We start from the raw sequence: 12,082 nt of genomic DNA, 5'->3' as shown, positions 1-12,082 counted from the left end.
TGAAGGTGACGGCGGCTCGGGGGGGCCGTCATTCAACACATCGGGGGAAGTCATGTCGATCTTCGACAAGGTCAAGGAGATGTTCGGCGGCACCACGGACAAGCTGCAGAACGTCCCGGAACAGGCGAAGAACGCCGCCGACGACACGATGAACAAGGCGCACGACGCCGCCGGCCAGGCCAAGGACGCCACGACCGACGCGGCGCAGCAGGCGAAGGACTCCGTCCAGGACGCCGGCCAGAGCACCGGCAACATGATCGACGACCTGCGCGGCAAGGCCGAGGACATGGCGCACCAGGGCATCGACAAGACCAGGGACATGGCCAGTGGCGCCACGGGCGGCAAGTTCGACGAGCACATCGACAAGGGCGCCCAGATGGCCAAGGACGCCGCCGACAAGATCGACGGCAAGCAGGGCTAGAGGTCGAGGAGCGTTGGCTGCAGGTACCCCTCGTGGGTGAGCAGCCAGCGCTTCGTCTCCACGCCCACGCCGCCGCTGAAGCCGCCCAGGCCGGTGCCGCTGATCACACGGTGGCAGGGCACGAAGATGGGGATCGGGTTGGAGCCCATGATCGAGCCGATCCCCCGCGGCGGCACGCTGGTGCCGCTCAGCTTCGCCAGCTCGCCGTAGGTGACCGCGGTGCCGTACGGCACGCCGTGCAGGGCCTTCAGGACCGTGCGGCGGCTGCCCGAGGTGAGCCGCCAGTCGATCGGCGTCTCGAAGCGACGCAGGTCGCCGTCGAAGTAGGCGCGCAGCTCGGCGACCACGCCCTCGGCGCGCGCCGGGTCGTCGGCCGTGTCGATGGGCAGCTCCAGGCGGCCCCAGCCGCTGGCCACCAGGCCCTGCTCGGACACCGCCACGACGAAGGGCCCCACGGGGGTGTCGACCTGGGCGTAGGTCACGGTATCGGTCATATGAGCCTGCCCCATCTGAGCGTGAGGCCCTTCAGCAGGTGCTCCGTCGGCCTGATGCCGGTCAGGTGCTCAACGAGAAGGAAGGCGGGGCCTCTGTAGAGCCGGGGAGCACCAGGATAGAGCCTGTCGATCTCGGCCATCGTGTCGGCGAGCTCGACGGGGACCTCGGTGAGCGGTCCGTCGTCGCCTCCCCAGCCGTATCTGATCTCGCCGTCTTCACACCAGTAGAAGTAGTCGGTGTCGTCGATCCCCAGCGCGGCCTGGGAGACGAGACGGGTGCCCTTCGACAGCCGCGTGATCACCTTCTCGTCGGTGCCGGTCCAGTCGGGGTCGAAGACGAACGTCCACTCGCCGATCGACGTGACGCCGAGCGGGTCGCCGTCGGTCGGGAACTCGTCGGGATCGTCGGGGAACGGTCCCGGCGTGAACTCCTCCCATCGGCCGCCGAGACGGCCGACCACCTCCTCGGGGGTGGCGCGGACGTAGATGAAGCTGTAGCACTCTTCGCCGTATTCGCCGCAAAGCCACGAGGCGTCGACGGGCTGCATGGTCACGACGACATCGTGCCAGGCGCCACCGACAATCCCGCGTGTGTCACTGTGTCCATCATGTCCTCGCGAGAACTCGTCATCCTGGGCACGGCAAGCGCGGTACCCACCAGACACCGTAACCACAACGGGTACTTTCTGCGCTGGGACAGCCAGGGACTGCTGTTCGACCCGGGCGAGGGCACCCAGCGCCAGCTCGCCCACGCGGGGCTGAGCGCGAACGACATCCACTGGATCTGCGTCACCCACTTCCACGGCGACCACTGCCTCGGCGTGCCCGGCATCGTGCAGCGCATCGCGCGCGACCGCGTCGCGCACCAGGTCAACGCCGTCTTCCCGGCGGCGGGATCGCGTCATTGGAAGGCGCTGCGTCACGCCAGCTCCTTCATGGACACCGACGTGATCGCCGAGCATCCCGTGTCGGGCGACGTCGCCGCCGTGCCGCCGCTGACCGCCATGCGCCTGTCGCACTCCATCCCGTCGTACGGCTACCGCCTCCAGGAGCCCGACGGCCGCCGCATGCTCCCCGGCGAGCTCAGGGCCCGCGGCATCCACGGCGCCGACATCGGCCTGCTCCAGCGCACCGGCGAGCTGCGCGGCGTCACCCTGGAGGAGGTCAGCGAGCACCGGCCGGGACAGAGCTTCGCGCTCGTCATGGACACCCGCCTGTGCGACAACGTCTTCGCCCTGGCCGACGGCGTCGACCTGCTGGTGATCGAGTCCACCTTCCTCAGCTCCGAGCAGGCCCAGGCCAAGGAGCACGGGCACCTGACCGCCTTCGAGGCGGGCCAGGTCGCCGAGCGCGCCGGGGTGGGCACGCTCGTCCTCACCCACTTCTCCGAGAGGTACGGGCTGGAGGAGGAGCCCCGGTTCCTCGCCGAGGTGCGCCGCAGCTTCGGCGGCCGGGTCGTGCTCGCGCGCGACCTGATGACGGTCAAGCTGCGCTAGCGGTCCACGCGGCCACGGTGTAGCCCACGCCGTACGGCGCCAGGTCGGCCAGCACGCGTCCGCGGTAGGCGCCCTCGCCCGCCGCACCGGCCAGCACCTGCAGCGCCGCCCTGCCCCCCACCCAGAGCCGCGCCGCCTCCTCGGGGTCCAGCGCGGCCAGCGCCGCGGCGTCCGCCTCGGACAGGGCCTTGGTGAGCTTCTCCTGGTACGGCAGGGCGGCGGGGTCGAGGAATCCCGGCGACTTCTCGGTCAGGCAGGCCGAGCCGTCGGCCATGACCAGCAGCGCCAGCCGCTTCCCGTCGCCGAGCGACCCGCCCAGCCGTACGGCGTCGCAGGAGTCGTCGACCGCCTGGAAGCCGTCGGGGTCGCGCCCCAGCAGCCAGCGGCCGATCGTGAGCGACAGCGGCAGTTCGGGCTCGCCCTCCCCCGCGCGCACGTCGACGCCCCAGGGCCGCAGCGATCCCGCCGCCCGCCCGCCGTACCGCCGGGTGCTCGGGCCCGCGCCGACGACGAGCAGCACGTCGTGGTCGGTGGCCAGCACGGTGTCGAGGGCGGAGGCGCAGGCCGCGCGCAGGCCGTCGAGTTCGGGGGCGGCGGCGCCGGCCAGCTCGGGCACGATCAACGGCGGATGCGGGCATACGGCCGCGGCGACTAGCACCAGCCCATCTTACGAAGATCTCGTCATCGGACGGCGTACGGGTCGCGGCCCTCGTTGGCTGGGTCCCGTCATCGGGAGGCGTACGGGTCGCGGCCCTCCTTGACGGCGGTGATCAGGCGCTTGGCGTAGGTGTGCGCGGCCAGGTGCAGGCCGTGGCCGTAACTGACGCGGGCCACGCCGAGCGCCGCGAGCGCGGCCGGATCGGGCACACCCGGGCGGAACAGGATGTTGACCGGGCCGCCGACCTCCTGCACGAAGGCGCGGATCTCCTCCGGGTCGCCGAGCCCGATCGGGTAGACGCAGTCGGCGCCCGCCTCCAGGTAGCGGCGGCCACGCTCGACCGCGTCGGCGCGCTCCTTGGAGCCGAGGATGTAGGTGTCGACGCGGGCGTTGATCACCAGGTCGTCGCCCGCTGCCCGCCTGACCTCGGAGAGGAAGCGCGCCTGCTCGTCGACGGCGACCATCGTGTCGTGGCGGGAGTCCTCCAGGTTGCAGCCCGCTGCGCCCGCCCCGCACAGGCGCTCGGCCAGCTCGGCGGGTTCGAGGCCGTAGCCGCGCTCCACGTCGGCGGTGACCGGGACGGTCGCGATCCTGGCGATCCTGGCGATCGCGGCGAACATCTCGCCGGGCGGGGTCTGCTCGCCGTCCTCGTAGCCCAGCACCGCGGCCACCGCCGCGCTGCCGGTGGCCAGCGCGGGGAAGCCCGCCTCCTGGACGGCCCGGGCCGACGCGGCGTCCCAGACGTTGGGCAGGATCAGCGGGTCCCCCGGCACGTGGAGGGCGCGCAGGGCGGCGGCGTTCGTCATGTCCTGGACGCTAGGACGCGCGGGCGCGGCTGCCCCATGGCCAATGGACGGCGAAAGCCGGGATCCACTTGCGGCCACGGGGCGGCGCCGCTGCCGGTCAGGCCCGCGGGGTCAGCGAGCGAGACCACGACTCCGTGGCGACCAGGCGCGGCGGCCAGCGCCCCGGGGCGATCGTGTGAGGCGGCCAGCGCCCCGGGGCGATCGTGTGAGGCGGCCAGCGCCCCGGGGCGATCGTGTGAGGCGGTCAGCGCCCCGCGGCGATCGTGTGAGGCGGTCAGCCGCAGCCGGTGGCGGCGCATTCGCCGCCGACCATGCCGGCGGGGCCGTCGGCGGGGCCGGGGTCGGCGGCCGGTTCGGTCGGCTTGGTGGTGCTGCCACCCGTGGAGTCGCCCGAGTCGCCCGAGCTGCCCGAGTCGCCCGAGTTGTTCTCGCTGGTCGAGCCGTCGCCGGAGCCGGTGTCCTCCTGGCCGCCACCGCCGTCGCTGTCGCCTTCGCCGCCGCCGACGTCCGTGGTCACGCCGTCCTGCGGCTGGGCGTCCTCCTGGGGGTCGCCCTTCTGGCCCTCGGAGCCGTCCTCGGCGGGCGCTTCCTGCTGGGCGTCGCCGGACGGGGTGGTCTGGGTGCCGGTCACCGGGCTGCCCGCGGCAGGCTTGTCGCCACCCGCCACGGCGAATCCGATGCCTCCGGCGGCCAGGAGGGCGGCCACCACGGCACCGGCGATGACGAGGGTCTTGGTGTTGTTCTTCTGCTTTTTGCGCGGCCGGGGTTCGTCCGCGGGTCCGGCCAGGACGTCGAGGCGCTCGGGATCGTGGCCTTCCATGAAAACAGCTCCTGCGTCGGGATCAGGGGAAAGCTCACCGGCTCAAGCAGGTGATGGACCACACTAGCCGCATAAGTGCAATGCCCGCGCATCAATCACGAAGGAATCACGACTTGTCCCGCATTGATGGCATCTACCCAGGTCGGCGGCCCTGGTCGGCGCCCCTGGTGAGCGTGGGAATCGTCGTCGCCGTGGCGATCCTGGGAATCTCCTGTGCGTTTCTCGGATCGGAAAGCGCGGCTATCGATGATCGGCGCAATTCGCACACCGTTTCGCCGAGGAGTGAGCCGTGGAGTGAGCCTGGGAGTGAGCCTGGGCCGCGGTGGGGCGGGCCGATCGCCGCTCCCGAGGGCGGGCCCGGGCGGCGCTGGGACGGGCCCGTGGCCGCTCCCGTGCATCGTTGGGTGCGTGTCGTGCCCGCCCCGCGTGGGCCTTCGGCGACCACGACCCACCGCGGCGCCGGCCGTACGCCCGCCGCGACGCGCGCGGGAGAGCGGCCGCGCACGCGCCGGGGGCTGCCCGACCCGTGCGCGACCTTCCGCGATCTGCGCAGGGACTACTGCTACGAGGTGCTCGACAGTCTCGGCCGGAACTGAGAACCGGGCTCCCCGGTCAGGAGCAGGGCGTCGAGACCGGCTCCAGCGGCGCGGGCCGCCCGACCGAGGGCATGCCGAGCATGACGCCGGGCGCGGCGGTCGCGGCCGCGCCCTGGCGGGCCTGCCACGCGTCGCCCGCGCGGGTGCGGCGCACCACCGGGGTCCTGCCGTCGGCCACCAGGTGGTGGGGCGCGGCGTAGGTGACCTCGACGGTGACCATGTCACCGGGGCGCGGCACCTCGTCGCCCACCGCGAAGTGCACGAGCCGGTTGTCGGGGGCACGCCCCGACAGGCGGTGCGTGGCTTCGTCCTTGCGGCCCTCGCCCTCGGCGACCAGCACCTCGAGGGTACGGCCGAGCTGCTTCTTATTCTCGGCCCAGGAGATCTCCTCCTGCAGCGCGACCAGCCGCTCGTAGCGCTCCTGCACGACCTGCTTGGGCACCTGGTGATCCATGGTCGCCGCCGGGGTGCCGGGGCGGATGGAGTACTGGAAGGTGAAGGCGTTGGCGAAGCGGCTCTGCCGTACGACCTCGAGGGTCTGCTCGAAGTCGGCGTCGGTCTCGCCGGGGAAGCCCACGATGATGTCGGTGGAGATCGCGGCGTCGGGCATGGCGGCGCGGACCCGCTCGATGATGCCCAGGTAGCGCTCGGCCCGGTAGGAGCGGCGCATGGCCTTCAGCACGGTGTCGGAGCCCGACTGCAGCGGCATGTGCAACTGGTGCATGACGTTGGGGGTCTCGGCCATGGCGGCGATCACGTCGTCGGTGAAGGCCGCCGGGTGCGGGGAGGTGAACCGCACCCGCTCCAGGCCCTCCACGGAGCCGCAGGCGCGCAGCAGTTTCCCGAACGCGAGCCGGTCGCCGAACTCGACGCCGTAGGTGTTGACGTTCTGGCCCAGCAGGGTGACCTCGAGCACGCCCTGCTCGACCAGGGTGCGCACCTCGTTGAGGACGTCGCCGGGGCGGCGGTCCTTCTCCTTGCCGCGCAGCGACGGCACGATGCAGAAGGTGCACGTGTTGTTGCAGCCGACCGAGATCGACACCCAGGCGGCGTATGCGGACTCGCGCTTGGTGGGCAGCGTCGAGGGGAAGACCTCGAGCGACTCCTTCAGCTCGACCTGGGCCTCGCCGGCGATGCGGGCACGCTCCAGCAGCACCGGCAGCGAGCCGATGTTGTGGGTGCCGAACACCACGTCGACCCACGGCGCCTTGCGGACGATCTCGCCCTGGTCCTTCTGGGCCAGGCAGCCGCCCACGGCGATCTGCATGCCGGGGTTCTTCACCTTGGCCGGGCGAAGGTGGCCCAGGTTGCCGTAGAGCCGGTTGTCGGCGTTCTCGCGCACGGCGCAGGTGTTGAACACCACCACGTCGGCCTGCTCACCCGCGGGCGCGGCGACGTAGCCGGCATCCTCCAGCAGGCCGGACAGGCGCTCGGAGTCGTGCACGTTCATCTGGCACCCGTAGGTGCGCACCTCATAGGTCCTCATGGCACTTACAAGGGTAGGCGCTCGCGGAGTTTGCGCGAGCCGTACAGGCCTCTCACTCATGATCAGGGTCAACTGTGCACATTACGGCTTTGACATGCCGTGATCTGATTGGGACCGGTCAGTTAGTGACCAGAACACCTCGGCCCTCTACGTTGTGATCCATGACGGACAACGGTGACGCGACCCCGCTGGTCCAGATGGAGGGCGTCAACAAGCACTACGGGGCGCTGCACGTTCTGAAGGACATCAACCTGACGGTCTCGCGCGGCGAGGTCCTCGTGGTGATCGGTCCGTCCGGTGGCGGCAAGTCGACGCTCTGCAGGACGATCAACCGGCTGGAGACCATCGACGGGGGCACGATCGTCTTCGACGGGCGCGAGCTGCCCGCCGAGGGCAAGGCGCTTGCCGCGCTGCGCTCCGAAGTCGGCATGGTGTTCCAGTCGTTCAACCTCTTCGCGCACAAGACGATCAGGGAGAACGTGACGCTGGGGCCGACCCGGGTGCGAAAGATCGCCAAGGACCAGGCCGACAAGCGGGCGATGGAGCTGCTCGAGCGGGTGGGCATCGCCAGCCAGGCGGACAAGTACCCCGCGCAGCTGTCCGGCGGGCAGCAGCAGCGTGTGGCGATCGCCCGGGCACTGGCCATGGACCCGAAGATGATCCTGTTCGACGAGCCGACCTCCGCACTGGACCCGGAGATGGTCCAGGAGGTGCTCGATGTCATGATCGGACTGGCTCGTGACGGCATGACGATGGTGGTCGTCACGCACGAGATGGGGTTCGCGCGCAGGGCGGCGAACCGGGTGGTGTTCATGGCCGACGGCCAGATCGTCGAGGAGAGCACTCCCGACGAGTTCTTCACCAACCCCAGCACCGACCGGGCCAAAGACTTCCTGTCCAAGATCCTTACGCACTGAAGGGCACAAAACAGATGAGCATTCGTCGGATCGGCGCCGCTCTGGGCGCTGCCGGCCTGCTGGTAGCGGGCCTGGCGGCCTGTGGCGGGGACAAGACCTACGCCAGCGTCTCGGACAAGGTCGCCGACGGCGCGACCATCGTCGTCGGCACCAAGTGGGACCAGCCCAGCCTCGGCCTGAAGAAGGGCGCCGAGCCCGAGGGCTTCGACGTCGACGTCGCCAAGGCCGTGCTGAAGGAGATGAACGGCGGCAAGGACGCCAGCATCGAGTGGAAGGAGTCGGCCTCCTCCAACCGCGAGCCGTTCCTGGCCAACGGCACCGTCGACATCATCTTCGCGACCTACTCCATCACGAACGCGCGCAAGGAGAAGGTCACCTTCGGCGGGCCGTACGTGATCGCCCACCAGGACGTGATGGTCCGCAAGGACGACACCACGATCGCCTCCCCGCAGGACCTCAAGGGCAAGCGCATCTGCAAGGCCGCGGGCTCCAACTCCTACAAGCGCATCACCGACCCGCCCCCGGACGGCGAGCTCGACCTCGACGCCACGACGGTCGACGCTGCCAACTACTCCGAGTGCGTGCAGAAGCTCACCGGCAGCAACCTCGACGCCGTCACCACCGACGACCTGATCCTGGCGGGCTTCGCCAAGCAGGCCGGCGGCAACTTCAAGGTGCTCGGCCAGGGCTTCACCGACGAGAAGTACGGCATCGGCCTGAAGAAGGGCGACACCAAGACCTGCGAGGCCGTCAACGCCGCGGTGAAGAAGCTGTGGGACAACGGCACCATGAAGCAGCTGCTCGACAAGTGGTTCGGCGGCATCGAAGGACTCAAGCTCTCCGAGTCCGCGCCGCCCGCCGAGGGTTGCGCCTAGGTCCGGTCTGACGCGGCGGCCGGGATCCCGGCCGCCGCTGTCCTATGCGGTGGAGCACAGTGGACGAACTCATTGAATACGGCCCCTTCCTGGCCGAGGGCTTCCTGGAGAACATCAAGCTCTCCCTGGTGGGCTTCGTGGTCTCGATGGTCCTGGGCACCATCCTGGTGATCATGAGGGTCTCGCCGACGCCGGTGTTGCGGGCAGCGGGCACGATCTACGTCAACGTGGTGCGCAACACCCCGCTGACGCTGGTGCTGGCCTTCTCCGCGCTGGGGTTGAGCGACACCCTGGGGCTCGCCTTCTCCGACGTGCCCCGCACCAACTCCTTCTGGGTGGTCGCGCTGGGCCTGTCGGCCTACACCGCGGCGTTCGTCTGCGAGGCGCTGCGCGCCGGCATCAACACGGTGCCGATGGGCCAGGCCGAGGCCGCCCGCGCCATCGGGCTGACCTTCATGCAGACGCTGATGCTGATCGTCCTGCCGCAGGCCTTCCGCGTGGTCATCGCCCCGCTGGGCAGCGTGGTGATCGCGATGATCAAGAACACCACGGTCGCGACCGCCGGCGGCTACCTCGCCGACGCCGCGGCCAACATGAAGGAGGTCTTCGACACCACGGGCGCCTCCATCCCGATCTTCCTCGGCATCGTCGTCGCCTTCATGGCCGTGACGCTCCCGATCGGCTTCTTGACCGGGTGGCTGGCCCGGCGTCTGGCGGTGGCACGATGAGCACGAGTGTCCTGTTCGACGCGCCCGGCCCGCGCGCCAGGGTGCGCAACCACCTGCTGACCGTCGTCAGCATCCTGCTGGTCGCCGCGGTCCTGTGGTTCATCTACACCGGCTTCGACGCCAAGAACCAGTGGGAAGGCAAGATCTGGGAGCCGTTCCTCCAGGCCACCACCTGGACGGATTTTGTCATCCCCGGACTGCTCGGCACGCTCAGAGCCGCGGGCGCGGCCGCCGTGCTCGCGCTGGTCTTCGGCGCGGTCTTCGGCCTGGCCAGGCTCTCCGACCACAAGTGGATCCGCGTGCCCGCGGGCGCGGTCGTGGAGACCTTCCGCGCCATCCCGCTGCTGCTGCTGATCTTCTTCATCTTCTACCTGTTCCCGACCGTGTTCGGGGGCGGCGACTACGCCTTCATCTCCGTCGTGCTCGGCCTGATGCTCTACAACGGCTCGGTGCTGGCCGAGGTCGTGCGCGCGGGCGTGCGCTCGATCCCCAAGGGGCAGTCGGAGGCGGCCTACGCCATCGGCATGCGCAAGAACCAGGTCATGCGCCTGGTGCTGCTCCCGCAGGCCGTCACCGCGATGATGCCGGCGATCGTGAGCCAGCTGGTGGTGCTGCTGAAGGACACCGCGCTCGGCTACATCATCGCCTACGTCGACCTGCTCAACATGGGCTTCAAGATCCTGCCCGCCGCCTTCTTCGGCTCGCTCATCCCGGCCGCGATCGTCATCGGCATCATCTACGTGGGACTCAACATGGCGCTCAGCGCCCTGGCCACGTGGCTGGAGCGCCGCAGCCGCCGCAGCCGCAAGTCGATCGTGCCGCCGATCGCGCCCCCAGGACCCGCCGCCGTCGGCATGGGCACCGGCACTCCGGGGGCCGGTGCGCTCGAAGGCATGGAATAGGACCTGCGAAGGCGGTGACTTTCGGGCAGGATGCGGCTATGCCGCTGACCCCCTGGGCCTCTCCGATCTCCACCACCGACGTCGCCCGATCCGGCCTGCACCTGGGCTGGCCGACCGCCCACGACGGGCAGGTGTGGTGGACGGAGGACAGGCCCGACGAGGGCGGACGCTCGACCATCATGCACAGGGCCGCCGACGGCACCCGCACGGAGCTGCTGGCGGCGCCCTGGAGCGCCCGCACGCGGGTGCATGAGTACGGCGGGCGTCCCTACGCCGTCACCCCCTCCGGCCAGGTGATCTTCTCCAACGCCGCCGACCAGCGTCTCCACCTGGTCGGCGGCGGCGCGCTGACCCCCGACGACGGCGCCCGCTACGCCGACCTGCTCGTCCACGGCGACGACATCTGGGCCGTGCAGGAACGCCACCACGACGACGGCAAGGTCACCCGCTCGATCGTCTCCATCCCGCTCGCCGGCGGCGACCCCGTCCAGCACGTCACCGGCAGCGACTTCTACGCCTACCCCACCCTCTCCCCCGACGGCGAGCACCTGGCCTACATCTGCTGGAACCACCCCCGCATGCCGTGGACCGGCACCGAACTGCGCCTGACCCGCCTGTCCGACGGCAACTCCTGGACCGTCAAGGGCGGGATCACCGAGTCCGTGCTCGCCCCGCAGTTCCGCGACAACTCGCACCTGTACGTGATCTCCGACTGGTCGGGCTGGTGGAACCTCTACCAGATCAGCATCTACGGCACCTCGTCACAGGCGCTCTTCCCCGCCGAGGAGGAGTTCGCCTGGCCGCTGTGGAACCTGGGCGGCCTGCCGTACCTCATCCTCGACGACGGGCGCCTGGCGGTCCTGCACGGCCAGGGCGACCTGCGGCTGGGCCTGCTCGACCCGGAATCGGGCAGCCTCACCGACCTCGATGTGCCCTACTCGGGCTGGCTGCCCGCGCTCGCCGCCGACGGCGGCTCACTCATCGGGGTCGGGTACGGCCCGGCGATCCCGACGACGCTCGCCCGCGTCGACCTCGCCACCGGGCGCGTCGAAGGGCTGCGCCGCGGCATCGAGGAGCTTCCCGACATCGCCTACCTGCCCACGGCCAAGGCGGTGGAGTTCACCGGGCGGTTCGGACGCCGGGTGCACGCCTACCTCTATCCTCCCGCCTCGCCCGACTTCCCCTCCGAGGACGCCCCGCCGTACGTGGTCTTCGTGCACGGCGGGCCCACCGCACACGCCGGCACCGCCCTCGACCTGGAGAAGGCCTTCTTCACCTCGCGCGGCATCGGCGTCATCGACGTGAACTTCGGCGGCTCCACCGGCTACGGCAGGGCCTACCGGGAGCGGCTGCGCGGTCAGTGGGGCGTCGTCGACGTCGAGGACACCATCGCGGCCGCCGAATGGCTGGCCTCCGAAGGCCTGGCCGACCCCAAGCGCATCGCCGTACGCGGCGGCAGCTCGGGCGGATGGACGGTCATGGCCGCCTGCTGCCGGTCGCGGGCGTTCGCGGGCGGCGTGTCCTATTACGGCATCAGCGCGCTCGCGCCGCTCAACGCGCACACGCATGACTTCGAGTCGCGCTATGTGGAATGGCTCGTCGGGCCCGACGACCCCGGGCTGTACGCCACGCGTGAGCCGCTCGCGCTGGTCGACGGGGTGGTGTGCCCGATGTTGCTGTTGCAGGGGCTCGACGACCCCGTCGTGCCGCCCGAGCAGTCGTCGGGGTTCGCCGAGGCGCTCGCGGAGCGGGGAGTGCCGTGCACGTACCTGGCGTTCGAGGGCGAGTCGCACGGATTCAGGCGCACCGAGACCCGGGTGGCTTCGCTGGCGGCGGAGCTGGCCTTCTACCAGCAGATCTTCGACTAACAGCGTCCCGCGACC

Annotated in this window: 14 protein-coding genes; 8 read left to right on the top strand and 6 right to left on the bottom strand. The window is 70.5% G+C overall.

The annotated features are described in order from the left end of the window. Positions 1-52 precede the first annotated feature (52 nt). On the top strand, positions 53-421 hold the full coding sequence (locus HNR30_RS01625) for an antitoxin (RefSeq protein ID WP_181607690.1): 369 nt from the start codon (positions 53-55) through the stop codon (positions 419-421). Here the strand turns inward: HNR30_RS01625 and HNR30_RS01620 are convergent. Beyond that, on the bottom strand, positions 418-915 hold the full coding sequence (locus tag HNR30_RS01620) for a methylated-DNA--[protein]-cysteine S-methyltransferase (protein ID WP_181607688.1): 498 nt from the start codon (positions 913-915) through the stop codon (positions 418-420). The two genes, HNR30_RS01625 and HNR30_RS01620, sit on opposite strands and share 4 nt — an antisense overlap. Next, entirely contained in the window at positions 912-1,463 is a 552-nt protein-coding gene (locus HNR30_RS01615; protein WP_246377298.1) for a DUF6461 domain-containing protein, read from the bottom strand. The genes HNR30_RS01620 and HNR30_RS01615 overlap by 4 nt, the downstream gene beginning before the upstream one ends. Positions 1,464-1,523: 60 nt before the next feature. Between HNR30_RS01615 and HNR30_RS01610 the strand changes: the two genes are divergently transcribed. Beyond that, complete coding sequence (locus tag HNR30_RS01610; protein WP_181607682.1) at positions 1,524-2,411, top strand: ribonuclease Z; 888 nt, start codon at positions 1,524-1,526, stop codon at positions 2,409-2,411. Here the strand turns inward: HNR30_RS01610 and HNR30_RS01605 are convergent. The 3 genes from HNR30_RS01605 to HNR30_RS01595 form a co-directional block, all read right to left on the bottom strand. Next, positions 2,398-3,069 (bottom strand): class III extradiol ring-cleavage dioxygenase family protein, encoded by a 672-nt coding sequence (locus tag HNR30_RS01605; RefSeq protein ID WP_181607678.1) that lies wholly within the window; start codon positions 3,067-3,069, stop codon positions 2,398-2,400. The two genes, HNR30_RS01610 and HNR30_RS01605, sit on opposite strands and share 14 nt — an antisense overlap. A 68-nt stretch (positions 3,070-3,137) precedes the next feature. Beyond that, positions 3,138-3,875 (bottom strand): isocitrate lyase/PEP mutase family protein, encoded by a 738-nt coding sequence (locus tag HNR30_RS01600; RefSeq protein ID WP_181607675.1) that lies wholly within the window; start codon positions 3,873-3,875, stop codon positions 3,138-3,140. Positions 3,876-4,149: 274 nt separating this feature from the next. Further along, a complete protein-coding gene (locus HNR30_RS01595; protein WP_181607673.1) occupies positions 4,150-4,695 on the bottom strand; it encodes a hypothetical protein in 546 nt (181 codons plus the stop codon). A 413-nt stretch (positions 4,696-5,108) separates the two neighbouring features. Here HNR30_RS01595 and HNR30_RS01590 point away from each other — a divergent pair, with 413 nt between their 5' ends. Continuing rightward, positions 5,109-5,291, top strand: coding sequence for a hypothetical protein (locus HNR30_RS01590; RefSeq protein WP_181607671.1), 183 nt, complete (start codon positions 5,109-5,111; stop codon positions 5,289-5,291). 16 nt (positions 5,292-5,307) lie between these two features. Here the strand turns inward: HNR30_RS01590 and miaB are convergent, their stop codons facing one another. Next, a complete protein-coding gene (gene miaB, locus HNR30_RS01585) occupies positions 5,308-6,777 on the bottom strand; it encodes a tRNA (N6-isopentenyl adenosine(37)-C2)-methylthiotransferase MiaB (protein ID WP_181607668.1) in 1,470 nt (489 codons plus the stop codon). A gap of 188 nt (positions 6,778-6,965) precedes the next feature. Here miaB and HNR30_RS01580 point away from each other — a divergent pair, with 188 nt between their 5' ends. The 5 genes from HNR30_RS01580 to HNR30_RS01560 are packed head-to-tail and all read left to right on the top strand — an operon-like array spanning position 6,966 to position 12,067. Continuing rightward, positions 6,966-7,694, top strand: coding sequence for an amino acid ABC transporter ATP-binding protein (locus tag HNR30_RS01580; RefSeq protein WP_220133231.1), 729 nt, complete (start codon positions 6,966-6,968; stop codon positions 7,692-7,694). 14 nt (positions 7,695-7,708) lie between these two features. Then, positions 7,709-8,569 (top strand): glutamate ABC transporter substrate-binding protein, encoded by an 861-nt coding sequence (locus tag HNR30_RS01575; protein WP_181607653.1) that lies wholly within the window; start codon positions 7,709-7,711, stop codon positions 8,567-8,569. Between the two features lie 59 nt (positions 8,570-8,628). Then, complete coding sequence (locus tag HNR30_RS01570; RefSeq protein ID WP_312894180.1) at positions 8,629-9,297, top strand: amino acid ABC transporter permease; 669 nt, start codon at positions 8,629-8,631, stop codon at positions 9,295-9,297. Next, positions 9,294-10,199 carry an amino acid ABC transporter permease gene (locus tag HNR30_RS01565; RefSeq protein WP_181607647.1) on the top strand — a complete coding sequence of 302 codons (906 nt, stop codon included), beginning with the start codon at positions 9,294-9,296 and terminating at the stop codon, positions 10,197-10,199. The genes HNR30_RS01570 and HNR30_RS01565 overlap by 4 nt, the downstream gene beginning before the upstream one ends. A gap of 38 nt (positions 10,200-10,237) precedes the next feature. Then, positions 10,238-12,067, top strand: coding sequence for a S9 family peptidase (locus HNR30_RS01560; RefSeq protein ID WP_181607644.1), 1,830 nt, complete (start codon positions 10,238-10,240; stop codon positions 12,065-12,067). The last annotated feature ends 15 nt before the right edge of the window (positions 12,068-12,082 follow it).

It is taken from the genome of Nonomuraea soli, assembly GCF_013761175.1.
GTDB classification, from domain to species: Bacteria; Actinomycetota; Actinomycetes; order Streptosporangiales; family Streptosporangiaceae; genus Nonomuraea; species Nonomuraea soli.
The sequence above is the reverse complement of the archived record's forward strand: the minus strand, read 5'-3'. Positions and strand labels throughout refer to the sequence as shown.

Excerpts from the sequence above, each read along its gene's own strand:
- HNR30_RS01625 (WP_181607690.1), top strand. The coding sequence starts at position 53 with ATGTCGATCTTCGACAAGGTCAAGGAGATGTTCGGCGGCACCACGGAC.
- HNR30_RS01620 (WP_181607688.1), bottom strand. The coding sequence starts at position 915 with ATGACCGATACCGTGACCTACGCCCAGGTCGACACCCCCGTGGGGCCC.
- HNR30_RS01615 (WP_246377298.1), bottom strand. The coding sequence starts at position 1,463 with ATGCAGCCCGTCGACGCCTCGTGGCTTTGCGGCGAATACGGCGAAGAG.
- HNR30_RS01610 (WP_181607682.1), top strand. The coding sequence starts at position 1,524 with ATGTCCTCGCGAGAACTCGTCATCCTGGGCACGGCAAGCGCGGTACCC.
- HNR30_RS01600 (WP_181607675.1), bottom strand. The coding sequence starts at position 3,875 with ATGACGAACGCCGCCGCCCTGCGCGCCCTCCACGTGCCGGGGGACCCG.
- HNR30_RS01595 (WP_181607673.1), bottom strand. The coding sequence starts at position 4,695 with ATGGAAGGCCACGATCCCGAGCGCCTCGACGTCCTGGCCGGACCCGCG.
- miaB (WP_181607668.1), bottom strand. The coding sequence starts at position 6,777 with ATGAGGACCTATGAGGTGCGCACCTACGGGTGCCAGATGAACGTGCAC.
- HNR30_RS01575 (WP_181607653.1), top strand. The coding sequence starts at position 7,709 with ATGAGCATTCGTCGGATCGGCGCCGCTCTGGGCGCTGCCGGCCTGCTG.
- HNR30_RS01565 (WP_181607647.1), top strand. The coding sequence starts at position 9,294 with ATGAGCACGAGTGTCCTGTTCGACGCGCCCGGCCCGCGCGCCAGGGTG.
- HNR30_RS01560 (WP_181607644.1), top strand. The coding sequence starts at position 10,238 with ATGCCGCTGACCCCCTGGGCCTCTCCGATCTCCACCACCGACGTCGCC.